Raw genomic sequence first — 25001 nt, forward strand, 5'->3', positions numbered from 1 at the left:
CCCTAGCGGTTGTCCTGGCGGGCGATGAAGACCTCGCGCAGGATCAGCATGATCGCCGCGGCCAGGGGAATCGCCATCAGAGCGCCGATGACCCCCAGCAGCGAGCCGCCGGCGATCACCGAGATCACTGCCACCGCCCCGGGGACCGAGACGGCCTTCTGCATCACGCGCGGGGAGATGAAGTACGCCTCGATCTGCAGGTACCCGAAGTAGCAGATCGCGTAGATGGCGGTGGTCTGCCACCCCAGGGTCAGCGAGATCAGGGACACCAGGATTCCTGCGATCACCGCGCCGACCAGCGGGATGAACGCCAGCATGGCAACGAGCAGGGTCAGCAGTGCGGCAAAGGGCACCCCGAGGATGCTCATCAGGATCAGTGCAACGGTGGCATTGAGCAGTGCCACGAACGCCTGGCCCATGACGTAGTTGCCCACCGACCGGGTGATGGTGTCGCCCAGCTCCTCGACCCGTGCCCGGCGCGAGCGCGGGGCCATGCGGTAGAAGAAGGACTTCATCGCCGGCAGCGAGGCCAGGAAGTAGATGGCCAGCACCAGCACGATCAGCACGCCGAACATGCCCTGGGCGATGACGCTGCCCACGCCCAGCACGCCGCCGAAGATCCCGCCCACGGCACCGGTGTCGGAGAAGAACTTCCCGATCTCCTGGCTGATTCGGTCCGAGACGTGGTACTGCGCATCGAGGGTGACAAAAAGCTCGGACTTCAGGAAGTCGTCGACCAGCTTTGGGGCGCGCTCGATGAACTGGGCCGTCTGCGAGGTGAGTGTGGGGATGATGCTGCCGATGAACCCGGCGGCCACGCCCAGCAGGGCCAGCATCGTGACCAGCACCCCGACGGTCCGCGAGGTCCCGTGCGACACCAGGAAGCGCACGACCGGGTCCAGTCCCAGGGCAATGAACAGGGCGATGGCGATCCAGATGACCAGCGAACCCACGTTGGTCAGCAGGAAGAAGCCCAGCAGGGCCAGTCCCACGCCGACCGTGAACAGGAATCCGAAGGCGATCGGGTTGGTGGCCGGGGAAACATCCGCCCCCGGAATGCCCGTGCCTGCCTCGTGCTTCGGCTCGGGGGGGAAGCCGAAGTTCGCCGGCGGCTTGATCCGGGCATCGAGCGTCTGCTGCGCGGTGCCCAGCAGACGGCGCCACCACCGCCGCGGGCTCGCCGGCGGTGCCTGAATCGGGGTGTCGTCCCGGGAAACGTCCCCGGTGCCCGGGGTTCCCGGAGATTGGGGGCCGTCGGCTCCGGGCGCGGTCCCGTGGCCGCCGGTTGCTTCCGGAGGCACTGCGTCGTCCCCGTCTTGAGTAGTCACAACCCCGAGCTTAATACCCGGGGCGGGTTCTTGTCGGCATTGGGCCCCGATGTCGGATGCGGCAAATGGTGGCCGATGCCTCACCGGTGCGCAGCGTGGTGCTACCCACATCAAGGAACCCGGATGCGGAACAACTCGTTAGACTTATGGCGTGCCACCCTTAGTCCACGACGCGGGGCGGCACCCCGAGGCCGAATCTCGACTCCCCATCCGTTAGGTGTAATTGTGCGAAAGATCTTATCAGCGATCGCTATCATTCTTGGGCTTGCAGCCCTGGTGATGGGGATCGGCCAGCGTACCGTCTGGGCCCCGCCCGAGACGCTGACGGCCCACCTTGCCGAAGCCCCCGCGGCTGCGCCGGTGACGTTGCTCGAATCCGGCATCGGAACCGTTGCCGGGCACCCCACGGAGATTACCATCAAGGCCGAGGGCAAGTTCAGCGCCTCCCTGGTGCGCTCCGCCGATGCACAGGCGTGGGTCGGCAAGGCCGCACACACCACCATCTCCGGCATCAACACCGCCGACACCGTTCTTGAATCCACGTCGGAAACCGGCGAGGCCGAGGTCCCGAATCCGGCCGGCGCGGACCTGTTCCAGGCGACCGAGAACGCCGACAAGACCATGACCTACCGCTGGACGGACCCCGACGAGGGCTCCTGGACGCTGCTGCTGGCAGCCGACGGCAAGGCCGCTGCACCCACCGACATCTCGGTGACCTGGCCCGGCGACACCGCCACCCCCTACTCCATGCCGCTGATCATCATCGGTGCCCTGCTGCTGGTCGCCGGGATTGCGCTGGCCGCCGTGCGCGCCACGCCGCGCGGGGGCTCCACCGGCGGAGGACGCCGCGCCGCCGACCGTGCCGGTGCCCCGCAGACCGGTTCGCTCCCGACCACGCCCCCGGGGAAGAGCGGGCCGAACACCGTGGCCAAGGTCGTGGCGACCGCCTCGATCCTGGCCCTGGCGCTGGTTCCCTCCGTGCCGGCGCTGGCCGCAAGCCCGTCGTCCTCCCCGGCCGACGGCACCGCCCAGGACGCCGAGAAGGTCTTCCCGGTGGTGCTGCAGGCCCAGCTCGAGCGCATCCTTTCCGAGGTTTCCAGCTCCGTGGCCAAGGCCGACAAGTCCAAGAACGCCAAGGACCTCGAGGACCGCACCACCGGCGCCCTGAAGACGCTGCGCGGCCAGAACTACAAGCTGCGCAACGACAAGGTCAAGCTCGACGGCCCCTCGGCCATCGACACCACCGTCATCCGCTCGGCCGCCGTGCCGACCGACGACGGTGCCCACTTCCCGCGTTCGCTGATGGTTGTCACCGCGAAGGACTCCGGCGCCTCCACCATCCCCACCGCCATCACGCTGACCCAGGCGGGGCCGCGGGACAACTACAAGGTCGCCTTCGCCACCCCGATGCTGCCCGGTTCGACGTTCCCCGGGATCGCCGTGGGGGACCAGTCCGTGAAGCTGCTCAAGGACAACGCCGAGGGCCTGGAAATGACCCCGAAGTCGGCGCTTGAGCGCCTGGCCGGGCTCATGGACAACGAGAAGTCCAAGGACGCGGACAAGTTCGCCAAGAACGCGTTCCTGACGCTCAACGCCAAGGACCAGAACGCTCTGGTCAAGGCCAACAAGGACGCCAAGATCACCTTCAAGCGCCAGGTGAACGCCAAGGACACCGTCGTGTTGGCGACCCCGGACGGAGGGGCGCTGGTCTCGGGCAACTTCACCGCCACGACCACCGCGAAGCCCAAGGAAACCGGCGGCACCATCGGCCTGGACGACACCACCGCCACGATCGTCGACGCAAAGGAAACCAAGAAGGGCATCGAGATCACCTACGGCGAGCCGATGCTCATCTACATCCCGGCCGCCGACTCCAAGGACAAGGTCTCGGTGGTCGCCGCCGAGGTCATCACCAAGGGGGCGAAACTGCTGAAGTAGCCACAAGCCCCCTTCGGCGGGGGAGCGGGGGGACCTGTGGGTCCCTCCACGCAAGGCGCGGTGCCACCGGCACGGGGTAACGGATCCCGTGCTAGGCGGCACCGCGCCTTTTTGCGTGCCGGCGTCCGTCGCCCCCGGATTGCCGGACCCTTCCGGCCCCGGCCCGGTGAACCAGGACGCGGGAGCCGGCGGGGGCGCCTTAGGAGAATACGGCGATGCCGTAGACGGCAAAGAGCACCAGGTGCGCGGCCCCGTGCATCGCGGTGACCTGCTTGGCCGCAAAGGTCGACACCGACAGCAGCAACGTCACGCCCAGCAGCATGAGGTTGACCGGGGTTTCGGCCAGCACGACCGCCTGGCCGGTGAGCAAGCCGATGACCAGGACCGCGGGAATGGTCAGGCCGACCGTGGAGACCAGGGCCCCGTGGCAGAGGTTGCTGACCCGCTGGATCTCCCCGTTCAGGGCCGCGCGCACCGAGGTGATCGACTCGGGCAGGAAGACGATCATGGCGATGAGGATGCCCGACAGGGCCACCGGCGCACCGACCCGGCCCAGCCCGTCGTCAAGCAGCGTGGCCATGTCGTGCGAAAGCAGCACGATCGGCAGCACCGTGACGACCAGCAGGCCCAGCCGCAGCCCGAGCTCGGTGCGGTGCCCGGCAATGACGGCGGTGATCGATTGGCGCTCCGCCGCGGGGACCGCGGCTGCGGGCGAGTCGGCGGGCGGGGCCGCGCGCGGATCGACTTCCCGGAAGTCATCGGCCTGACGGCCCATCTGCCGGACCAGGAAGAAGCCGTAGAGGCCCAGGGCCAACACGATGATGGGGACTTCCTGCCCCCGGGTGTAGGCGCCGGCCTTCCCGATCAGTGCCGGCAGGACGAAGGCCAGCGAAGCCAGGACGATGAGCATCCCCAGGTAGGCGGAGGTGCCGGTGCGGTTGTGCCCCAGCCCGCCGTGCTTGAGGCCCCCGGCCAGCAGGGAGAGCCCGATCACGGCGTTGAGGATGATCATCGACACCGCCATCACCGAGTCCCGGGCGATGGTGGCGTGCTCGCCGGGCCCGAGCATCACGGCGGAAATCAGCACCACCTCGATCAGCACGATCGAAAGCGTCAGGACCAGGGAACCGTAGGGATCGCCCAGCCGGCGGGCCAGGTGTTCGGCCTCGTGGACCACCCCGAAGGAACACAGCAGGATGACGCCGATGATCAGGACCAGCGCGCCGACCAGCAGCGGCGCGGAAACAGGCGGCTCCAGCAGGGGGCCGGCCAGGAGCAGGCCGAGGACGGCGCCCCAGCCGACGGCGAGGCGCACGATGGCGGGGCGTGTGAGGATGGAGCGTGCAGTGGGGGAAACCACGGGATGGACCCTATTCCACGGGGCCGTCCCCGTGTTCGATCGATCGAACGGGCCGTCCCGTCCGCAACTGGGCTGCCACGCTGCCCTGGGGATATGCCTGGAGGCAGGGATCGGTGCAGCGGGAGATTTCCAATCACTAGGATATGCCACCGGCGCGGCCCGGGTGGATTTGGCGTGGCCCGCCCCCTCCGCGCCCTCCCCGCGGGGCGCCGGAGCCGGTCCCGGCATCGTCCCGCGCCCCCGCCCCCGGTAGCCGCCGCGCCGGTGTGCTTGTCAGCGGGAAGCGGACGGGTTTTCCACCCGGGCGCCAAGCGGCCTAAAGTAGAGGAATGACCACCAGCATGCCTGAACCCACTGCACCCTCCTCGCGCGGCGCCATTGATCTGGCAGCCTTCAAGACGCCCCACCCGGAGCCGGTCACCGGCACGGCGGACGCCGGGGCCCCGACCTGGGTGCGCTCCGTCAACCAGGAGCTCTTCCCGGAAATCGTTGCGCTCTCGCAACAGGTTCCGGTGATCGTCTCGCTGGGCAGCCCGCGTTCCCCGGCCTCGGTCCAGCTCGATGCGACACTCGCCTCGCTCATCGACGCGAAGGGCGGAACGCTCGCGCTGGCCACCGTGGACGCGGAGGCCGAGCCCGCCATCGCCCAGGCCTTCCAGGTCACGCAGGTGCCCGCGGTCATCGCGCTGGTCAACGGCCAGCCGGTGCCGCTGTTCCAGGGCAGCGCCGACGTCCAGCAGATCCAGTCGCTGATCGAGGAATTGCTGGGCCTGGGTGTCCAGCACGGCGTCGCCGGGACCATCGCGCCGCTGGGCACCACCGCTGCCGCAACCGCGCCGGCCCCGCTGCCGCCGCTGCACCAGGCGGCGCTGGACGCCATCGAATCCGGCGACCTGCCGACGGCGGAAAACGCCTACAAGCAGGCGCTGAACGAGAAGCCCAACGACAACGACGCGGCCATCGGCCTGAACCAGGTGCGCCTGCTGATGCGCACCCAGGACAAGGACCTGGCCGCGGTGCGTGCCGCGGGGGCGGCGAACCCCGACGACCTGGCCGCGCAGCTGGACGTTGCCGACATGGACCTGATTGGCGGGCACGTCGAGGACGCCTTCTCCCGGCTGGTGGGCTTCATCGGCCGACACGCGGGCGACGAGAAGGAGGCCGCCCGGGCCCGCCTGGTCGAGCTGTACTCGGTGGTCGGGGTGGCCGACGAGCGCGTGGTTGCCTCGCGCCAGAAGCTGGCCCGCGTCCTGTTCTAGGATCCCTTGCCGAGCCGGTCCCGCGCGCTGCCGCCCGCGGACCCGGCTCGGCGACCAGGGAGTGTCTTTCGCGAACCCGTCCGGGTCCGCGGGTGGCACTCCCTTTTTCGTCCCGCCGGACAGCAGGGCAGCGGGCCCCGGCGGGCGAAATTCCCGGCGCGTCATCCCCGGGGGCGGCACGATCGGCGGGATTAGTCCGCAGGGATGACGGCAAAACCACGTGCCGACTGCTAATTTCGATTCCATGAGCAACTCCACTGCGGAACCCGGCACCCCGGCCCTGTCGATCCGATCGCTGGGCAAGCGCTTCGGCGACAAGGTCGCGGTCAACGGCATCTCCCTCGACGTCCCCGCCGGGTCGTTCTTCGGCCTGGTCGGGCCCAACGGCGCCGGCAAGACCACCACGCTGTCCATGGCCACCGGACTGCTGCGCCCCGACGCCGGACAGGCATGGCTGGCCGGCATCGACGTCTGGGCCGAACCGCTGAAGGCCAAGGCCGCCATGGGCGTGCTGGCCGACGGGGTGCGGCTCTTCGACCGGCTCTCCGGGCGCCAGCTGGTCACCTACTCCGGCCTGCTGCGCGGCATGGACCGCGACACGGTCGCCGAGCGCACCGAGGACCTGCTGCGCGTGCTTGACCTGCAGGACGCCGGGGCCAAGCTGGTCGTGGACTACTCCGCGGGCATGACCAAGAAGATCGCCCTGGCCACGGCGCTGATCCACTCCCCGCGGGTGCTGGTGCTCGACGAGCCCTTCGAGGCCGTGGACCCGGTCTCCGCGGCCAACATCCGCGAGATCCTTGCGGACTACGTCGCCCACGGCGGCACCGTGATCGTCTCCTCGCACGTCATGGACCTGGTCCAGCGCATGTGCAGCCACGTGGCTGTCATAGCCGAGGGCAACCTGCTGGCCGCCGGCACCGTGGATGCGGTGCGCGGCGGCGTCTCCCTGGAGGAACGCTTCGTGCAATTGGTCGGCGGGCGCGGGAACAGCGAGGGCCTGTCATGGTTGCACACCTCCTGAGGTTGAAGCTGGCGCTGCTGCGCAACTCCTTCCGGCGCAGCCCCTGGCAGCTGGTGGGCGTGTGCATCGGCGGCCTCTACGGGCTGGGCATGGTCGTCTTCGCCGTCGCCGGCACGGCCCTGCTGGCCGACGCGGACACCGCGCTGGCCAACACCATCCTCATCTGCGCGGTCTCGCTGATCACCCTGGGCTGGGCGATCGTGCCGCTGGTGGCCTTCGGCGTCGATCTGACCCTGGACCCGGCACGCTTCACCACCTTCACGATCTCCCGGCCCAAGCTGGCCACGGGCCTGCTGCTCTCGGGCTTCATCGGCGTCCCGGGGCTGCTGACGCTGCTGCTGCTCGGCGGGCAGCTCCTGGCCTGGCGCCGCGATCCGTTGGCCCTGCTCGCGGCGCTGGCCGGGGGCGTGGCCGGCGCCTTGATGTGCCTGGCCCTGGCGCGGCTGACCACCACCTCGATGGCCCGGCTGACCGGTTCGCGGCGCTTCCGCGACGTCGCCGGGATCATCGCGATCATCCCGCTGATCCTGCTGGGCCCGATCATCGGCACCGCGGCCGAGGGCATCGAATCGGTGCTGGACTGGCTGCCGCGCCTGGCCGCGGTGCTGGGCTTCACCCCGCTGGGCGTCTTCGCGGCGCTTCCCGGGGACCTGGCCGCCGGGGCCTGGGGGCTGGGCGCGGCGCGCCTGGTCCTGGGACTGGCGTACCTGGGCGCGGTGCTCTGGGCGTGGGAGCGCGGGCTGCACAAGTCCATGGAAAACCCGCTGGCGCCGCACACCGGCTCCAAGCCCGTGGGCATGGGCGCCTTCGGGATCTTCCCGGCCACCCCGCGCGGCGCGGTGGCCGCCCGCGCCCTGACCTACTGGCTCAAGGACCCCCGCTACGCCGCCTCCATCGTGGTCGTCCCGCTGATGCCGGTGCTGATCTGGTTCACCTCCACCAACTCCGGGAACCCGCAGCTGATGCTGGTGCTCGGGCCGCTGCTGGGGATCCTGATGGCGTTCGCGATCTCCGCCGACGTCTCCTACGACTCCACCGCGTTCTCGCTGCACGTGCTCACCGGGGTGCGCGGGGTGGACGACCGGGCCGGGCGCGTGCTGGCCTGCGCCGTGTTCGCGCTGCCGGTGACGCTGCTGGCCGCCATCCTGCCGCCGGTGTTCCTGGGCCGCACGGACCTGCTGCCGGCGATCCTGGGCATCTCGCTGTGCGGGCTGCTGTCCGGGTTCGGCGTGGCCTCGGTGGCCTCGGCACGCTTCACCTACGCGGTCCCGCTGCCGGGGGAGAGCCCGTTCAAGACGCCACCGGGTGCCGGGGCGCGGATGGCCGTGGTGCAATTGGCGACGTTCGCGATCATGTCCGTGCTGCTGCTGCCGGCCCTGGGTCTGCTGGTGGCCCAGGTCCTCACGCACCACGCGCTCTTCGGCTGGCTCGCCCTGGCGGTGGGCGTGGTGGAGGGCGCGGTGCTGCTGGTGGCCGGAATCCGCCTCGGCGGGCGCTGGCTCGACGCCCGGGCCCCGGAGCTGATGCAGGCGGTCGCGGCCAACCGCTGATGTGCCCCACGCGATGCGCCGCGGACACCCGGGTTCGACCGACCCGGAGGATTAGCTTGTTAGACTGGAGGACATGAGCATGCCCCTAGATCCGTTCCGCAATGATCCCCGCACCACCTCCGGTGGCGGTGCCACCACCATCGAGCGCACCGAAGCAGCCCAGGAAGTCGAGGCCGGGGACCACGAACGCTTTGCGCACTATGTGCGCAAGGAAAAGATCATGGAGTCGGCGCTCTCCGGGGACCCCGTGATCGCCCTGTGCGGGAAGGTCTGGATTCCGGGCCGCGACCCGCAGAAGTTCCCCGTGTGCCCCGAGTGCAAGGAAATCTACGAGGGCCTCACCGGCGGCGGCGACAAGGGCAAGAAGTAGCTCCTTCCACGCAACACGTCTTGACCCGAACCCGCCCGGGCGCGCCGGCACGCGCCCTGGCAGGGAAGATTTTTAGCGCCGTGGAGGTGTATGCATGACCGATACCTTGTTCTCACTTGCAGACAAGCTGCCCATGGAGGACCGGCTTCCTCCCGCCTACCCGGAACGGGCCGCCTGGGGCACCGGACCGAAACTGCGTGCGTGGCAGGCCGAGGCGCTGGACAAGTACTTCACCGACAACCCGCGCGACTTCATGGCCGTGGCAACGCCCGGCGCCGGCAAGACCACCTTCGCGCTGCGCCTGGCCAAGGTGCTGGTCGACGCGAAGACCATCAACCGCATCATCGTGGTCGCCCCCACCGACCACCTCAAGAAGCAGTGGGCCGACGCCGCGGGGCGCGTGGGCCTGGCCCTTGACCCGAACTTCAAGAACTCCGACGGACGCCACGGCGCTGACTACATCGGCGTCGTGGTCACCTACGCCCAGGTCGCCTCCAAGCCGATGCTGCACCGGGCCAAGGTCGAGGCGGCCCGCACCCTGGTGATCCTCGACGAGATCCACCACGGCGGCGACGCCCTGTCCTGGGGAGACGGCATCCGCGAGGCCTTCGAGCCCGCGCTGCGCCGCCTGGCGCTGACCGGCACCCCCTTCCGCTCCGACACCGCCGCGATCCCCTTCGTCGAATACGCCGAGGGTCCCGACGGCATCCGCCGCTCGAAGGCCGACTACACCTACGGCTACGGCCAGGCGCTGCGCGACCACGTGGTGCGCCCGGTGCTGTTCATGGCCTACTCCGGGAACATGCGCTGGAAGACCAGCGGCGGCGAGGAGATGGAGGCCCAGCTCGGCGAGGGCTTCACCAAGGACATCACCGCCCACGCCTGGCGCACGGCGCTGGATGCGGCAGGAGACTGGATCCCCTCGGTGCTCCAGGCCGCCGACAAGCGCCTGACCCAGGTCCGCCGCACCGTCCCCGACGCCGGCGCCCTGGTGATCGCCACCGACCACGAGGACGCGCGCGGCTACGCCGAGCAGCTGGAGAAGATCTGCGGCGAGAAGGTCACCGTGATCCTCTCCGACGATGCCGGCGCCTCGAAGAAGATCGACGAGTTCTCCGCCGGGGACTCGCGCTGGATGGTCGCGGTGCGCATGGTGTCCGAGGGCGTGGACGTGCCCCGGCTCTGCGTGGGCGTCTACGCCACCTCGACCTCCACCCCGCTGTTCTTCGCCCAGGCCATCGGCCGCTACGTGCGCAGCCGCAAGCGCGGGGAGGTCGCCTCGATCTTCCTGCCCTCGGTGCCGGTGCTCATGGCCCTGGCCAACGAGATGGAGACCGAGCGGGACCACGCGCTGGACCGCCCCGAGAAGCACTTCCAGGACCCGGACTACAACCCCGAGGACGAGCTGGTCGCCGCGGCCAACCGCGAGGAAAAGGCCAGCGACGAGCTGAACAAGCAGAAGTTCGAGGCGCTGAACTCCAACGCCTCCTTCGACCGGGTGCTCTTCGACGGCGGCGAATTCGGCACCGGCGGCGCCGTGGGCTCCGAGGAGGAACAGGACTTCCTGGGCATCCCGGGGCTGCTGGACGCCGACCAGGTGGGCGTGCTGCTGCGCCAGCGCCAGGCCGAGCAGGTTTCGCGGCGCAAGGTGCGCAAGGCGCACGAGGAGAGCGCCGAGGCCCCGGTGATGGACCACCGGGCGCTGATGGAGATGCGCTCGACGCTCTCGAAGAACGTCTCGGCGTGGAGCGCGCGCACCGGGACCCCGCACGGGGTCATCCACACCAAGCTGCGCGAGGTCTGCGGCGGGCCGGCCGTCGCCCAGGCGAACGCCGAGCAGCTGCAGACGCGGCTGGACAAGCTGCAGGGCTGGTTCATCGGCAAGAAGTAGCCGCCCGCCTCCCCGCCGCCGTCCGGGGGACATGCGGGGCGGGGAACGACAAAGGCGCGGTGCCTGGCCGGGGAGGAGTTCACATCCCCGGCGGGCACCGCGCCTCCTTGGGCAGGGGGCCGGTCAGCCGAGGGCCAGCACGGTCACTCCCGCGGCCCGCAGCTGCTCGAAGACCGCGTCGTTGTTCTGCGGGTGCACCGCGGCGGTGAGCGGGGCGATGACGGTGGTCTCGAAACCCTGGGTGCGGGCGTCCAGCGCCGTGGCCCGGACGCAGTGGTCGGTGGCGATCCCCGCCACGTCCAGGGAGGTGATGCCCCGCTCGCGCAGCCAGTCGCCCAGCAACGGCCCGGACTCATCCTCCACCGCCGCGCCCTCCAGGGCCATCCGGCCCTCGAAGCCGGAATAGGCCGCGGTGAAGCGGCCCTTGCGGAACGCCGCGTCCAAGTGGGCCGTGGCCGGGGCGAGGTTGGGGTGCAACGCCGCGCCGGCGGTTTCCGCCACGCAGTGCACGGGCCAGGAGTCGACGTAGTCGGGGGCCTCGGAAAAGTGGCTTCCCGGGTCGATGTGCCAGTCCTGGGTGGCGACGAGCACCGCGTAGCTCTCGTGCCGCGCGGCCACCAGCTCGGCGATGGCCGTTGCCACCGCGGCCCCGCCGGCCACGGCCAGCGAGCCGCCCTCGCAGAAGTCGTTCTGCACATCGACGATGATCAGGGCACGCGTCGAGGCGTTGTCCGGTGTGCTGCTTGGTTCGCTCATGGTGTGCTTCTCCTCGTGGTCAGTTTTCGTCGATGAAACGTGTGGGGATCACCGGTTCGCCGCGCTGCAGCCGCCGCGAGCTGCCGGGCATCTCCAGGATCGAGTCGCGGTGGCGCTTCGCGGCGCGGCGCACCCCGGCGGCGCCGGTGAAGGCCTCGTCGATCCGGCCCCCGGCCACGAATTGTTCCAGCAGCGGGCGGTCGTTGGCATCGGTTGCGGGCACCTCGCCCACGCCGATGAGTTCCTCGGTGGCCCGGCCGCGCTCGTTGAGCCGGCGCACCGCGTACTTGCGCCCGCCCACCGAGACCTTGTTCTTCGCGGCCTTGGCGACGTCGACGTAGTTTCCGGCGTCGTCGTGGCGCGAGACCAGCTTGTAGACCATCGAGGCGGTCGGATGCCCGGAGCCGGTGACCAGCGAGGTGCCCACGCCGTAGGCGTCCACCGGGGCCGACTGGAGGGCGGCGATGGCGTATTCGTCGAGGTCGGAGGTGACCATGATCCGGGTGTTCTCGTTGCCCAGGTCATCGAGCAGCACGCGGACCCAGCGGGCCTGTTCGACCAGGTCCCCGGAATCCAGGCGCACGGCGCCCAGGCCCGGGCCGGCCACCTCCACGGCGGTGCGCACGCCCTGTTCCACGTCGTAGGTGTCGACCAGCAGGGCCGTGCCCACGCCCATCGAGGCGACCTGCGCCTCGAAGGCGGCGCGCTCTGTGTCGTGCAGCAGCGTGAAGGAGTGGGCGGCGGTGCCCACGGTCTTGATCCCGTAGCGGTGCCCGGCCTCGAGGTTGGAGGTCGAGTCGAACCCGGCGATGATCGCCGCGCGTGCCGCGGCGACGGCGGATTCCTCGTGGGTGCGCCGCGAGCCCATCTCGATGCACGGGCGGGAGCCGGCCGAGGCGATCATGCGCGAGGCGGCGGAGGCAATSGCGGAGTCGTGGTTCAGCGCGGAGAGGATGAAGGTCTCCAGCACGCAGGCCTCGGCGAACGTCGACTCGACGATCATCACCGGCGAGTAGGGGAAGTAGATTTCCCCCTCGGCGTAGCCGTGGATGTTTCCGCTGAACTTGAAGTCCTCCAGGTACTTGATCGTGGCGGCGTCCACGACCTTGGTGTCGGAGAGGAAACGCAGCTGCTCGTCGCCGAAGCGGAACTCCTTGATGCCTTCCAGGATGCGGCCGGTGCCGGCCAGCACGCCGTAGCGCCGGCCCTCGGGCAGGCGGCGGGCGAAGGCCTCGAAGACGCTGGGGCGGTGCGCGGCACCGGAATGCAGGGATGCCTGCAGCATCGTCAATTCGTAGTGGTCGGTAAACAGTGAGGTGGGCTGCTGCCACATGGCCGTTGGGCTCCTCGCGATGGGTATCGGGGGTGATGAAAGCATGTTCGGGCGGTTCGCACCGGCGCCGGGAGCCTGGTCCCGGGGCCCGTCCCGCCGCAGGTGGCGGCGGAATGGGCCGGCAACGGCGGTGCAAACGTTAGTAGATACTCTAGACCCGGCATCGGCCCGTTGCCGCCTTCGGGTCGGCCCGGCGCGCTTCGGGGCGTGGGGCTCGCCGCCCGGGGCATGGGGGGCAGGGCCCGGCACGCGCGGGCAGCGGTCCGGTTCGCTTCGGTGGCGCACCGTCGTAGAATGGGAGGTATGCCAACCATGACTGCGATGCCCGATGTGCTTGAGCACGTGGAGCAGGCACAAGCACACGAACTGGACCAGCCCTACCTCCTGATCATCTGGAACGACCCGGTCAACCTGATGAGCTACGTCAGCTACGTCTTCCGCTCCTACTTCGGGTACCCCGAGGCCAAGGCGGAGAAGCTGATGATGCAGGTCCACCAGGAGGGACGCAGCGTCGTCGCCACCGGGAACCGCGAAAAGATCGAGGCCGACGTGTCCGCGATGCATGGCTTCGGCCTGTGGGCCACCCTGTCGAAGGCGGACGCAGCCTAACCGTGGCACGAGCATTCAAGAGCACCCTGCGCGGTTTTTCCGCCTCCCTGGAAGCCGCCGAGCGCAAGTTGCTCCGCGGCCTTTTCGAGGACGTCATCACCCTGCTCGAGCCGGAGCGCGCCGCGGACGAGGATCCGCTGTGGGCCATGGTCGGGCTGGACCCCCACGCGCACCGCGCGGACTTCGCGCCCCCGTCCGACCCCGCCACCAAGCGGCTGCTGCCGGACGCGGATCCGGACGACGCAGCCGCGTCGCTGGAATTCCGCAGGCTCTCCGAGCGCGGGATCCGCGAACGCAAGATCGGGGCGCTGCGCGAGGCCGCACTGCTGATGGAATCCGGAACCATCCTGCTGTCCGACGAAACCGCACCGCGCTTCGCCGCCGCGGTCAACGACGTGCGCCTGGTGCTGGCGCAGCGGCTGGGCCTGGCGACCGAGGAAGACGCCGAGCGGATCCACGCGCAGGACGACTGGTCGAAGGCCGAAACCGTCGACGAATACCTGGCACTGGTCTACAACTTCGTCACCTGGCTGCAGGAATCCCTGATGCAGGCCATGCTCAAGTCCTTGTGAGCTGGGATACAGTGTGTCGCGCGTGCTGGCCGTTCGCGCGCAAAACCACGTAGGCTTCGTACACCATGACAAGTGCGTCCTCCAGCGATAAGCGACCATCCGAGCGGCCCCGGGCAAACGCCCCGTTGGGGATCTTCGACTCCGGGGTCGGCGGCCTGACCGTTTCACGCGCCATCATTGACCAGCTTCCCGGGGAATCGACGATGTACGTCGGGGACACCGCGAACTCGCCCTACGGCCCGCTTCCCATTGCCGAGGTCCGCGCCAATGCGCTGGGGGTGATGGACGAACTGGTCGACGCCGGGGTCAAGCTGCTGGTCATCGCCTGCAACTCCGCCTCCGCCGCGGTGCTGCGCGACGCCCGCGAACGCTACACCGCCCGCTACGGCATCCCCGTGGTCGAGGTCATCCAGCCCGCGGTCCGCCGCGCCGTCTCCGCCACCCGCAACGGCAGGATCGGGGTCATCGGCACCCTGGCCACGGTCGGCTCGCGCGCCTACGAGGACGCCTTCGCCGCGGCCCCGCACTACTCCATCACCTCGGTGGCCTGCCCGCGCTTCGTCGAGTTCGTCGAAAACGGCATCACCACCGGCAAGGAGCTGATGGACACCGCCGAGGAATACCTGGCCCCGCTCAAGTCCGCCGGCGTGGACACGCTGGTGCTGGGCTGCACGCACTACCCGCTGCTCACCGGGGTGATTTCCTACGTCATGGGCGAGGACGTCACCCTCGTCTCCAGCGCCGAGGAGACCGCGAAGGACGTCTACCGCGCGCTGGTGGGCCACGACCTGGCGCGCACCGCCGACGCGGCCCCCACCCACCAGTTCCTCGCCACCGGCGATGCGGCAAGTTTTGAGATCCTGGCCCGACGCTTCCTGGGCCCCGAGGTCCTCGCGGTCGAGCAGGTCCAGAACGTGGCCGCCCACTACCCGACCGGCTCCATTGCGATGGTTACCCCGCAGATGGTGGCCCTTTCGAAAGCGAGTGCCTCATGAAGCTGACCATCATCGGCTGCACCGGCTCGTTCCCCGGCCCGGGGTCGCCCGCCTCCTGCTACCTGGTCACCGCGTTCGACGGGACCCGCGACTGGAAGATCCTGCTGGACCTTGGCTCCGGCGCGCTGGGCGTGCTGCAGCGCTACGTCGACATCAAGGACCTGGACGGGATCTTCATCTCCCACCTGCATCCGGACCACTGCATGGATCTGTGCGGCATGCACGTGGCGATCCGCTGGGACCCCAACGGCTGGGGCCGCGAGCGGATGCTGGTGCACGGCCCGGCGGCCACCGCCGACCGGATGGCCACCGCCTACGGGCTGCCGCTGGAGGAGGGCATGCACCCGGACTACGACTTCCAGCACTGGAAGTCCCGCCAGCCGGTGAAGATCGGCCCGTTCTCCATCACCCCCTACCCGGTGCTGCACCCCATCGAGGAGTCCTACGCGCTGCGCGTGGAGGCCACCGAGCCGGTCGCCGACGGGTCGCTGCAAACCAGCGTGCTGACCTATTCGGGCGACACCGACTCCTGCCCCGAACTCATCGAGGCGGCGCAGGGAGCTGACATGTTCCTCTGCGAGGCAGCCTTCGAGGAGGGCCGCGACGACGGGATCACCGGCGTGCACCTGACCGGCAAGCGGGCCGGCCAGGCCGCCACCGATGCCGGGGTCGAGCGCCTGCTGCTGACCCACATCCCGGTGTGGACCGACATCAACACCGTGGTCAACGAGGCCAAGGAGACCTACGACGGCGGGATCGCCGTGGCGGTCTCCGGGGTCACCTACGGGGTGTTCTCCGGCTCGCAGCTGGGCACCCCGAAGTCGCTGCCCACCGCGCCGGTGTCCATCGTGCGCTCGGCGCCGAACCGGGAGTGGCCCGGGACCAAGACCAGGAACCCGCGCAGGTAGCCCCGAGGCGGCGGGCGCGCTCAGCTGCCGCGGGAGTGCCCGGCCCCGGCCACGCGCCGACTAGACTTGAAGCCATGACTTCAGCATCCACCACAGCAGCAGTGCGCGCCGACGGGCGCGGCGTCGACCAACTCCGTGAGATCACCATTACCCGTGGCTGGTCCAAGCAGGCCGAGGGCTCGGCCCTGATCGAATTCGGCAACACCAAGGTGCTGTGCACCGCCTCCTTCACCGAGGGCGTGCCGCGCTGGCTCAAGGGCCAGGGCACCGGCTGGGTCACCGCCGAGTACGCGATGCTGCCGAGGGCCACCAACACCCGCAACGGCCGCGAGTCGGTCAAGGGCAAGATCGGCGGGCGCACCCACGAGATCTCCCGGCTGATCGGCCGCTCGCTGCGCGCCGTCATCGACACCAAGGCGCTGGGCGAGAACACCATCGTGCTGGACTGCGACGTGCTCCAGGCCGACGGCGGCACCCGCACCGCGGCGATCACCGGCGCCTACGTCGCGCTGGCCGAGGCCATCGAATGGGCCCGGGCCAACAACCTGGTGAAGAAGAACGCGATCGTGCTCACGGACTCGGTGGCCGCGATCTCCGTGGGCATCATCGACGGTGTCCCGATGCTCGATTTGCCCTACGAGGAGGACGTGCGTGCCGAGACCGACATGAACGTCGTGGTCACCGGCACCGGCGACTTCGTCGAGGTGCAGGGGACCGCCGAGGGCGTGCCGTTCAAGCGCGCCGAACTCGACTCCCTGCTTGACCTCGCCCTGGTGGGCACCGCCGAGCTGACCCGCATCCAGTCCGAAACCCTGGGGCTCTGAGCATGGGTGCCACCCCGCGTTTGGTGCTGGCCACCCACAACCAGGGCAAGCTGCGCGAGTTGCGCGAGCTGCTGCGCGGGCAGGTGCCGGGCCTGGACGTGGACACCCAGGTCGTCGATGCCGGTGCCGTCGGTGCCCCGGATGTCGTTGAGGACCAGGTGACCTTCGAGGGCAACGCCCTGCTCAAGGCCCGCGCGGTGTGCGAGGCCACCGGCCTGGTCGCCATCGCCGACGACTCCGGGCTGGCTGTCGACGTGCTCGGCGGGGCCCCGGGGATCTTCTCGGCACGCTGGTCCGGGAAGCACGGCGACGACGAGGCCAACATCGACCTGCTGCTGGCCCAGCTCGGCGACATCGCCGAGGAGCACCGCGGCGCCTCCTTCGTGTGCGCCGCGGCCCTGGCGACCCCGGGCGGCCATGTCGCCGTGGAGCTGGGGCACCTGGCCGGCACGCTGCTGCACGAACGCCGCGGCAACGGCGGCTTCGGCTACGACCCGATCCTGCGCCCCGAGGGCCGCGAAATCTCCGTGGCGGAGCTGACGGCCGAGGAAAAGAACGCGATCAGCCACCGCGGGCGCGCGTTCCGCGGCCTGCTGCCGCAGATCGTCAAGGCGCTGGCGGACCAGGACACGAAGTAGGGTCCGGGCCCGGCCTGGGCCCGSACCCACCACCGGCCGGCAGCGATGGCGCCCGGGATTGAAGCACAACAAACGTACACAGAGGGAACGGAGCAGGGGTGGACACCTTTATCAAGGGGCCGTCAAAGCGGGATGTTGCGGGCATGAAGGCCGCCTTCGCACTGGTGGAGAGCGAGGAGGTGGTCTCCGTGTTGTTCAAGAACGCGCGTTACGGCAACTTCCTGGTCACCGGGGCGGCACACCTGACAGTGCTCGACGACCTGATGGTCGGCGGGCTGAACGCCGCGGCCGCGGCGAAGGCGGCCAAGTCCGCGGACGGCGAGCCGCTGCGGCAGCGCCAACCGGACGCGGGGGTCAGGGCCTTTCCCGCGGTCTTCGAGGGTGACTTCGAGCCGACCCCGATTGCGGCCGGGAAGATCGCGCACGGCGATCTGGTGGTTGCGGCATTCACCCAGGCGCCCTATGGCGACTTCGTGGTCACGGGCGTGGCCACCGCCGCGGAAGGGGATGCCGCCTACCTCATGGTCGGGCCGTGGATCCTGCATTCGGCCGACGGACCCGCACCGCGGATGAACGAAGTCCAGCTGGTGGCCGCTGCCGGCGACCACATCGCTCCGGTTCCGCCGCGCCGCGGACAGGTGGACTTCGAATAGTCCTATTGGTTCCTTCGACATGGACAGAGAAACGACCCCGCCGGCGGCTCCGCACAGGACCCGCGCACGGGGTCGTTTCCTGATTACAAGGGCGGTGCGGCGGCGCCTAGAGGTTGGTGTCGTCGACCTCGCGGGTGGTCTTGGTGATCCCGTCGGCCCCGCCGCCGTTCACGGTCCGGCGCGTGGCAACCGTACGGCGACGGCGGAAGGCGAAGACAAGCCCCAGCACAAAGACCAGGACTCCGGCTCCCATCAAGAGGTTCCCGACCAGCGGCAGATCCAGCCAGTCCACCTCGACGTTCAGTGCGAAGCGAATCACCGCACCAATGACAAAAAGAAAAATTCCGGCGCCGATACTCATGATGTTTCCGCCTTCCCGGGCGATTCCACAAAGATGTACGTCTTCATCCGTGATTCCAGCTTACCGTTTTCCCCCGGCCACGCCACCGATTGTGCACGCTTAGCGGGCCGGTGGTGGCCGCGGCCCCGCCCTACGGGGTACGCCCGTCGCGCGGGCCGAACACCGCCAGTGCCTCCGCGTCGCTCGCGGCCGAACGGATGAAGAACTCGGCCCATTTCCGGCGGCCCGGGTACGTCGAACCCGCGACCACCTGGGCGATGGTCTCCTCGACGTCGATGATGCTCCGGTGCAGGGACACGGCGCCGTCGCGCAGCAGCGCCCAGTTGCCGCCCGTCCGGCCATAGGGCATGCCCACGCTGCCGGGGTTGATCACCAGGCGGCGGTCGACCAGCCGCACGAAGGACATGTGCGTGTGCCCGCAGACCACCGTCCGGACCTCCTCGGGCAGCTCGGCGAAGGCCTCGGCCCAACGTTCCAGCCGCGTGTCCACCAGCACGACCTCCTCGTCGTCGCGCGGGGTGCCGTGGCAGAACACCACGGGGCCAAAGCCCTCAAGCTCGAGGGTGACCGGATGCGGCAGCTGCTCCAGCATCGTGATGTGCTTCGGGCCCAGCTGGGCGGCCGCCCACGGGACGACGTCGTCCGGAACCTCGATCGAAGCGCCCCGGGCGACGGCCGCCAGCTCGCGGTCGGCATTGCCGCGCACCAGCACTGCCCGCTGCCCCAGGCCTGCCAGCCGGTCCAGGACCTCGACGGGTTGCGGTCCGGCGGCGTGGTCCCCGGTGACGACGATGAGGTCGGCGGCCGCCACCGCGGGCTCGGCCAGGATCGCCTCGAGCACCGGAAGCACCCCGTGGATGTCGGACAGGACCGCAACGGAACGGATCATTCCTCGAGTATGCCCAGGTTCTCAGGTCCTGCGCAACGGGTTCCGGAGCCGGTGTCGGTGCTCCGGGTTGCCGCTTGCGCGCAGGAATGCAGCTTCCGCGGCGTGGTTGGTGAAACGTGGGAAGCAGGGAGGCGATCCCACCAGGATGACCCGGTGGGGTGATTGCCATGTAGTTTTCCGGAGGCGGCGGTCCCGGGTTCGAAGCGTTTTGCCCGGCCAAGGCATCCGCTACGGGAATCCCAACCGGGACAAAGGGAAGGGCTTGTTCTTGGGCACACGGGGGAGTTGCCCGAGGTAGTGGTGATTAGGAGAGGCGCGTGCGCCAACGGGAGAGCTCCGTGGTGAAGACTTCCCATTGGCCCGATTCCGACCACAGTTCACCGAGCTCGTTGTCCACGGGGTCCTTCATGCGGTCCAGCACTGCCGCGGCCTTGACGGCAAGGTGTTCGGGAAGGGGGTCCGTGCTGCGTGGCCAAGGCTGGGGGGCGTAGTTTTCATCCTCAGCCAGCAGCTCCGGTTCATTCCACGCGATGACCAGTGCGGCGGCCGCCAATCCCGTGGCCCCGTCCGAGCCGTCCACCTCGCCGGAGGAGCGAAGGACCGTGTCCAGGGCCTCCTCGATCACCGATGCGACCTCGGTTGCGGTGTTCACCTTATCGAATTCGTACCCAAAGTCGGCGGCGTCGTCATTCCCGAAGACCGATACATCCCATGCGCCCATGTGCAGTGCTCCCTAGTTGATCCCTCCGCCGACGGACAGCCGGCTTAGGTGAGATTCTTGCATACCACCTCCGTCAACACGAGCCGAAAACGCGCGGGCCCTTCGGCTCGTTGGTGGTCATCGGCCGCGCCGCTCCAGGCGCTCAGGCATCCGGGTCGTCGACGCCGTAGGGGTCCGCGAGTGGCCTTGCACAACGGGCAAGGCCACTCACCGTGTTCGGTGTAGCCGTTTCAATCCTCATCGTCCCGGAGTTGGTCCTCCGAGCCCGGAAGCAATCGATGTTCCGGAGCGTGGAAGAAGCCCGCCCAATCCTCTGGCTTGTCATCCCATGCTTCGACGAGTCATTTGGTTGGACTGGAACTAAAACCGATCCACTCCTCAACCCGCTGGGCTTCTTGGCCGGAAACGCTGAACAAGACCCCGCGCAGCGGTTGGCCAAATCCTGACACAGGATCAATGGAGAATCAGGTCTACTGCCACTTCGACGTTGTGAGCTTGCGTGCGCCAAACAAGGAATACTTCGGCTTGGACTCAAAGTTGCCCGACCGGGGCTACTGGTGCTTCGTCAGGAACAGCTGTAACTAGGAGTGCAAATGTCAAAAAGTATCAAGAAGATTCTGGCAGTCTTCAGCGGCTTGACCCTTCGGGGGCTAAATGTTGCGGTCGTGACATTTTTCGTTCTCTGGCAAATCGCGGACAGCTCAGCGATCGATCGAATGGAGACATCCGCCGATATCGATCCCGCCCAGATGCTTCCCGATGCGAATTCGATGTGGATGGCAGCTCAAGCCTCATTCCTCATGCTGATGATTGCTGATGTGCTGGCTATCCTGTTCGTCGTGATGCTGGTGAAATCACGCAAGTCCTCCGACTCGACGCTTGGCCTACCTTCCCGAGAGTCCGTATTGAAGCGCTGATTCAGGTAAGCAGACAGCGAGGAACTCCGTGGAATTCGCATCCGTGGAGTTCCTCGCCATCTGTGTATTGGCCTTCAGCGCTGCTGCACCGGAATTTTTCAAGTCACGCGGTACCAGGATGAGTTAGGCAGCAGTTAAGCGGCTTCCCTTCGGGTCGACGCAGAAAACGGAAAATATCGTAGGCCAGGGGTGAGATGAGCCAGGTGGCCACTGGACTGCAGCTGGCGAGTGGAAGCCACCCAGAGCCCGTCCGTAGGGGAACCCTCACCAGACAGGTTGGGTCAATGACCAAGACATTCGCCTCGTGCTGGTGTGGCCAGAAAATCAGGCTTCTCCCATGCCCTGCGCAGCGGGGCAGTTACAGGTAAGGGGTCAGCCAGTCCTGCACCACGGGGATGTCCACCCGCTGATACCCACCGAGGTAACGGCAGTTCGAGGTATAGGTGTAACTGGTCACTGCCACGAGATAGCCGTTGAGGAAGACAGGACCACCGGAGTCTCCGAAGCAGGTCCCGCCACCGCCGCGGTTATCGTTGGGGTTGCCTTGAAGCTGGAGGATCTGCGGAGTGAGCTTCTGTCCAGGAGATGTGGTGTAGCGGCGGATCAACGGGTAGGACATCGGCTGCGGCTTCTGCGGACCGGTCTCCGGCTTGCGCACCTCGGTGCCGTAGCCGACGAGCTCGAAGATCGTCCGGTTCAAAACGGGCTGCCCGAACCGGTCCAGGTAATTCACCGGAGTGAGCGCTGCCGGGGCGATGTTGGTGACCGGCTCATCGAGCACGATGATTCCAACGTCGTTCCAGTTGGCCATATCCGTGAAATCCGAATATTCGGGATGCGCTATCGGTGTTCCCCACAGATAACCGGCCGCTTCGAGGTCTGCAGGGGTGTAGCCGATTCCCGGATCCGCTGCCGCGGGTAACGGACTCGGCGGTTCCTCCGCGATCACTGATTCGAAGGTCACCAGCGTCACCCCGGCGGTTCCCTCGGTGCAGTGCGCCGCTGTGATCAGCACCGTCGGTGAAATCAGGGTCGCCGAGCAGCGATACCGCAGGCCGTCCGCCATGTCGTAGAAAACGATCAGGCCGACGTTGGGGTGACTGCTGCCGTCCGGCTGGCCGCCCGTGACGGCCGGTGCCGGCAACGCACCGCCCATGACGAGTGTGAGCGTCGCCGCTACGACAAGCGCCAACCTTCTGAGGGGATGTTTCATCATCTTGGCCTTTCCATCGAGTAACTGGACGTTTCAATTGACGGGCTGGCCTTAAGAAGAGCACAGATCATCGCGTTTGGCGAGACTTTGACAGCCCGCTGCAATCGGGAAACCAGGAAGCGCGCATCTTCGTAGCCGAATCCGTTTCTTCGTCCCGCAATCGGTTTTCTGGCTCGGAATTTCGGAGCGTTCCGCTATGGGTCGCCAAACGGGCAAGTCAATCGTTGACCCGTGGAATCTTCCGAAGGCGACTGCGCTGAGTCCGAAGTCCGCTGCACAGATCTGGTGCGCCCGTAAGCCGAGCCTCCTGCTGGAGGAGCGGGGCGTTCGAAACGAAACCTGTTTGACTAGATCTGAAGGCATCCCTGCAGCGACGTGAGACTGGTCGTTTGTGGGCAATCCTGGTGCATCCACATCTTCGACCCATATCTGTCGAACTCACCAGCGGTGAATACTTCCACCCCTGGAACGCCTGTCGAGGTGCGATAGAAATCCACAATCGGATCCCCTTCGATGGTGAGAGAGACGACGGCGAGCTCCGCATCCAGACGGGGATTCGGCACTCGTCGAGTAGACGATCGATTCTGTTTTCGAGCCTGAATATATGGAAGCTCAGGCGACGTAACTGCTATTTCAGGGATGGTGGCCAATTCGCAGTTGGGAATTGCGGTTTCGGTGACCCGTAGGCCGAACCCTCTGCGACACCGAAACGGGGGCAGCGACTCTGGCGCCGGGGTGTACCCAACCCAACAAGACCAAACATCATGCGCATGGTCATAGACTGCTTGGATGGTGAAGACGTATGTAAAGACGCAGTTGGTGGCAGCCATCTTCGTCACTGCCGTGTCAACCTTCGGAGCGTGGCATTATTCTCAACCGGCCCTCGCTTCCGTCCCAGCGTTGGGTATGCCCGGTGCGATTTTCGTGGGCGTGAAGCAGGGGTCAGCGCCGGCGCCTGTCCGAGTCGATGTTGACTTGCGTTTCTACCCTTCTCCAAGCCTGACCTCATTCGACATGGTTCTGAGAGGAGATGGCGCCGCTGCCGTGCCGCCTGACCAAGCAGGAGAACTGATGGTTGGGTTCTGTGGAGCGATGAGGGACGTTCATCTGCGCAAGACGAGCAATGGCGAAGAACTCAGATTTGAGCCCCCGATACCGCCGACAGATTCGAATCCGAAGGCAGGTTCGATCGGACTCGAATTTTCCCTTGATGACGATTGCGTTATGACCAATATCAGCCCAACGGATTTCCGGGATACGACCATCGGAGAAGCGGGTATTGGCTGGGCCGTGTCCCTCCAAGGCAATACGGCCGCGCCGACTGAAGCCTTTGCGGGATCCCATCACCGCTATGCCTTCCCTCGTATCGCTACGCTGACATTGTCCGCTGTCATCGGCCCACCGGGCATTCAGGCGGTAGCTGCTGAATCAGTGGTCAGCATCCAACCCAGAAATCTCCCCGCCGAGTACGTGCCAACGATCTCAAGCCCACAGGTGGAAGATCCGACAGCACCCACATGGAGTCTTCCCCTTCGAAGTGCTGACACGACCGCAGGATTTCGGCTGACTGGCGTCGACCAGCAAGACGAGACGGAGGTCCAGCGCAATCTTTTCCTCGCTTCCGCGGCGGCAGGTACCGCCGGGGGTGGCTTAATCTGGCTGGTTGGAGCCACAGGCCCTGTACTCAATGACGTTGTCCAGAAGCGCCGGAATCGCAGAGCGCCTGTAGCAGAAGAAGCAGGCGAGCTGCCGCCATCTCTAGGCAACAGGACCGATGTCCCGGATTCTCTTGCCTACCTCCGCTTAATCGCAGCACCCGCGCTTCTAGCCCTTGCTGGATCTACGTTGGCCTGGGTGATCAGTAAACGCAGACGTTAGCTCCAATGCCGTTACTGACACTCAAAAGAGGTTGTGCACGTCCGCTGGCGCTGGGTGGTGAGCTGCGATGGAATGCTAACGATCGCTGTTGTCGCGTCGTTGCCTTGTGTACGGAAAAAGCCCGAATACAGCTCTGCCACTCAAATCAGCTGCTCCATTCGGCAGGTGCGGGTTCTTCTACCGAACCTTGCCAGGGCATCCAGTCGATGGGGAGGGAACGCCTACAGGACAGGTACGCGCATTAGCCGATCCTTTGCCCGAAGAATAGGGCGAGCGACATGGGACTTGCTTTTGGCGACCTTGAACGAAATGGGCATCACCCAATGGTGCTGAGCAGAGGCTTCAGAACGGTCAGCGTGTAACTTTAGAGCTGCGCGGTCAGGCAAACCATCGTCAGTGCAAGTTCTTGGCGTTCGTGATCAGTTCCATAAGCTGCGCATCCGTAGCACCCTTTCGTCGCCACAAGCGCAGATTACTAGCGAAGTCACGAGCCCAAGTGTTCAATGGGGCCCCTGCCGAAACGATCTTCTCAACGTCGGCACCGCTGCTGGGCATTTTCGGGGCCAGATCCAGATTCCGCATGGACTCTTTACTCTGAGCAAGGCCGGCGACGCGCTCGGCCTCAAACCATTCGGCGAGCAGGTCATTGTCATGTTGCGGACTCGCTGCATCCAACAGGGTCAGACCGACGCGAAGATCCCTGAGCGGTTCAGCTACTGACTCGGCTCGCAGGTTGATGGTATTCAGCGTGGCGAGGGCGGTGAGCGCTTGAACAAAGGCTCCATCACTGCGCTCCTCAGCTCGGGCAGCCGCGGCGGCGACTCTCTCGGACTTCGCGAGGCCGACTGCGACCCATGTAGAGATGATGATCGCGGCGGCAGGGAGAGCAATCCCAGCAATGATCTCCAGAGTTGTGTTGTCCATACACCCACACTAGGGCTTCCCCGGGTCCGTTGCGCTCATCCGTATTTCTAGCGCCGGGTGGCTGCAGTGTCCCATAAGTCGGTCCCCAAA

25 protein-coding genes are annotated in these 25001 nt (G+C 67.3%); 16 read left to right on the forward strand and 9 right to left on the reverse strand.

Annotated features, from left to right (window positions below; all coding sequences use genetic code 11):
• Positions 1-2 precede the first annotated feature (2 nt).
• A complete protein-coding gene (locus BLJ79_RS03065) occupies positions 3-1328 on the reverse strand; it encodes an AI-2E family transporter (RefSeq protein ID WP_286135240.1) in 1326 nt (441 codons plus the stop codon).
• 225 nt (positions 1329-1553) lie between these two features.
• On the opposite strand from BLJ79_RS03065, the gene BLJ79_RS03070 reads away from it, so the two are divergent.
• Positions 1554-3266 (forward strand): DUF8094 domain-containing protein, encoded by a 1713-nt coding sequence (locus tag BLJ79_RS03070; protein WP_139194677.1) that lies wholly within the window; start codon positions 1554-1556, stop codon positions 3264-3266.
• Between the two features lie 199 nt (positions 3267-3465).
• On the opposite strand, the gene BLJ79_RS03075 is transcribed toward BLJ79_RS03070, so the two are convergent.
• Complete coding sequence (locus BLJ79_RS03075) at positions 3466-4626, reverse strand: calcium:cation antiporter (RefSeq protein ID WP_071213169.1); 1161 nt, start codon at positions 4624-4626, stop codon at positions 3466-3468.
• A 341-nt stretch (positions 4627-4967) separates the two neighbouring features.
• Here BLJ79_RS03075 and BLJ79_RS03080 point away from each other — a divergent pair, with 341 nt between their 5' ends.
• From BLJ79_RS03080 to BLJ79_RS03100, 5 genes are all read left to right on the forward strand, one after another.
• Entirely contained in the window at positions 4968-5885 is a 918-nt protein-coding gene (locus tag BLJ79_RS03080; protein WP_071213170.1) for a tetratricopeptide repeat protein, read from the forward strand.
• Positions 5886-6129: 244 nt separating this feature from the next.
• A complete protein-coding gene (locus tag BLJ79_RS03085; protein WP_071213171.1) occupies positions 6130-6909 on the forward strand; it encodes an ABC transporter ATP-binding protein in 780 nt (259 codons plus the stop codon).
• Positions 6891-8459, forward strand: coding sequence for a transporter (locus BLJ79_RS03090; protein WP_071213172.1), 1569 nt, complete (start codon positions 6891-6893; stop codon positions 8457-8459). Before BLJ79_RS03085 ends, BLJ79_RS03090 begins: the two co-directional genes overlap by 19 nt.
• A 73-nt stretch (positions 8460-8532) precedes the next feature.
• A complete protein-coding gene (locus BLJ79_RS03095; protein ID WP_071213173.1) occupies positions 8533-8829 on the forward strand; it encodes a DUF3039 domain-containing protein in 297 nt (98 codons plus the stop codon).
• A gap of 94 nt (positions 8830-8923) precedes the next feature.
• Entirely contained in the window at positions 8924-10720 is a 1797-nt protein-coding gene (locus BLJ79_RS03100) for a DEAD/DEAH box helicase (protein ID WP_071213174.1), read from the forward strand.
• Positions 10721-10843: 123 nt separating this feature from the next.
• Here BLJ79_RS03100 and BLJ79_RS03105 read toward each other — a convergent pair whose 3' ends face one another.
• The gene (locus BLJ79_RS03105; protein ID WP_071213175.1) at positions 10844-11476 is read right to left on the reverse strand and encodes an isochorismatase family protein; all 633 of its coding nucleotides are present in this window, start codon (positions 11474-11476) and stop codon (positions 10844-10846) included.
• A gap of 19 nt (positions 11477-11495) precedes the next feature.
• Complete coding sequence (locus BLJ79_RS03110; RefSeq protein ID WP_139194678.1) at positions 11496-12809, reverse strand: nicotinate phosphoribosyltransferase; 1314 nt, start codon at positions 12807-12809, stop codon at positions 11496-11498.
• Positions 12810-13121: 312 nt separating this feature from the next.
• On the opposite strand from BLJ79_RS03110, the gene clpS reads away from it, so the two are divergent.
• From clpS to BLJ79_RS03145, 7 genes are all read left to right on the forward strand, one after another.
• Positions 13122-13418: an ATP-dependent Clp protease adapter ClpS gene (clpS, locus tag BLJ79_RS03115; protein ID WP_071213262.1), complete on the forward strand. Its 297-nt coding sequence runs from the start codon at positions 13122-13124 to the stop codon at positions 13416-13418.
• Positions 13419-13420: 2 nt separating this feature from the next.
• The gene (locus tag BLJ79_RS03120; RefSeq protein WP_071213177.1) at positions 13421-13990 is read left to right on the forward strand and encodes a DUF2017 domain-containing protein; all 570 of its coding nucleotides are present in this window, start codon (positions 13421-13423) and stop codon (positions 13988-13990) included.
• Positions 13991-14055: 65 nt separating this feature from the next.
• On the forward strand, positions 14056-14985 hold the full coding sequence (gene murI, locus BLJ79_RS03125; protein WP_071213178.1) for a glutamate racemase: 930 nt from the start codon (positions 14056-14058) through the stop codon (positions 14983-14985).
• Positions 14982-15893, forward strand: a complete 912-nt coding sequence (locus BLJ79_RS03130; RefSeq protein WP_071213179.1) for an MBL fold metallo-hydrolase — start codon at positions 14982-14984, stop codon at positions 15891-15893. The genes murI and BLJ79_RS03130 overlap by 4 nt, the downstream gene beginning before the upstream one ends.
• 74 nt (positions 15894-15967) lie before the next feature.
• Positions 15968-16717: a ribonuclease PH gene (rph, locus tag BLJ79_RS03135; RefSeq protein ID WP_071213180.1), complete on the forward strand. Its 750-nt coding sequence runs from the start codon at positions 15968-15970 to the stop codon at positions 16715-16717.
• Positions 16718-16719: 2 nt separating this feature from the next.
• Positions 16720-17355 (forward strand): RdgB/HAM1 family non-canonical purine NTP pyrophosphatase, encoded by a 636-nt coding sequence (gene rdgB / locus BLJ79_RS03140; RefSeq protein WP_071213181.1) that lies wholly within the window; start codon positions 16720-16722, stop codon positions 17353-17355.
• Between the two features lie 143 nt (positions 17356-17498).
• Positions 17499-18008, forward strand: a complete 510-nt coding sequence (locus BLJ79_RS03145; RefSeq protein WP_139194679.1) for a hypothetical protein — start codon at positions 17499-17501, stop codon at positions 18006-18008.
• A 106-nt stretch (positions 18009-18114) separates the two neighbouring features.
• On the opposite strand, the gene BLJ79_RS03150 is transcribed toward BLJ79_RS03145, so the two are convergent.
• The 3 genes from BLJ79_RS03150 to BLJ79_RS03160 form a co-directional block, all read right to left on the reverse strand.
• Entirely contained in the window at positions 18115-18369 is a 255-nt protein-coding gene (locus BLJ79_RS03150; protein WP_071213183.1) for a DUF6458 family protein, read from the reverse strand.
• 130 nt (positions 18370-18499) lie between these two features.
• Complete coding sequence (locus BLJ79_RS03155) at positions 18500-19258, reverse strand: metallophosphoesterase family protein (protein WP_071213184.1); 759 nt, start codon at positions 19256-19258, stop codon at positions 18500-18502.
• Between the two features lie 304 nt (positions 19259-19562).
• The gene (locus BLJ79_RS03160; RefSeq protein WP_071213185.1) at positions 19563-19979 is read right to left on the reverse strand and encodes a DUF4259 domain-containing protein; all 417 of its coding nucleotides are present in this window, start codon (positions 19977-19979) and stop codon (positions 19563-19565) included.
• A 345-nt stretch (positions 19980-20324) separates the two neighbouring features.
• On the opposite strand from BLJ79_RS03160, the gene BLJ79_RS23890 reads away from it, so the two are divergent.
• Together BLJ79_RS23890 and BLJ79_RS03165 are read left to right on the forward strand one after the other, a co-directional pair.
• Positions 20325-20564, forward strand: a complete 240-nt coding sequence (locus tag BLJ79_RS23890; protein ID WP_175475368.1) for a DUF2599 domain-containing protein — start codon at positions 20325-20327, stop codon at positions 20562-20564.
• A gap of 8 nt (positions 20565-20572) precedes the next feature.
• Positions 20573-20896, forward strand: coding sequence for a hypothetical protein (locus BLJ79_RS03165; protein WP_139194680.1), 324 nt, complete (start codon positions 20573-20575; stop codon positions 20894-20896).
• Between the two features lie 358 nt (positions 20897-21254).
• Here BLJ79_RS03165 and BLJ79_RS03170 read toward each other — a convergent pair whose 3' ends face one another.
• Positions 21255-22112 (reverse strand): S1 family peptidase, encoded by an 858-nt coding sequence (locus BLJ79_RS03170; RefSeq protein WP_286135241.1) that lies wholly within the window; start codon positions 22110-22112, stop codon positions 21255-21257.
• A gap of 816 nt (positions 22113-22928) precedes the next feature.
• Between BLJ79_RS03170 and BLJ79_RS22745 the strand changes: the two genes are divergently transcribed.
• Positions 22929-23987 (forward strand): hypothetical protein, encoded by a 1059-nt coding sequence (locus tag BLJ79_RS22745; RefSeq protein WP_175475369.1) that lies wholly within the window; start codon positions 22929-22931, stop codon positions 23985-23987.
• A 393-nt stretch (positions 23988-24380) separates the two neighbouring features.
• On the opposite strand, the gene BLJ79_RS03175 is transcribed toward BLJ79_RS22745, so the two are convergent.
• Positions 24381-24911 carry a hypothetical protein gene (locus tag BLJ79_RS03175; protein ID WP_071213187.1) on the reverse strand — a complete coding sequence of 177 codons (531 nt, stop codon included), beginning with the start codon at positions 24909-24911 and terminating at the stop codon, positions 24381-24383.
• Between the last annotated feature and the right edge of the window lie 90 nt (positions 24912-25001).

Source organism: Arthrobacter sp. UCD-GKA, assembly GCF_001863355.1.
Lineage (GTDB): Bacteria > Actinomycetota > Actinomycetes > Actinomycetales > Micrococcaceae > Paeniglutamicibacter.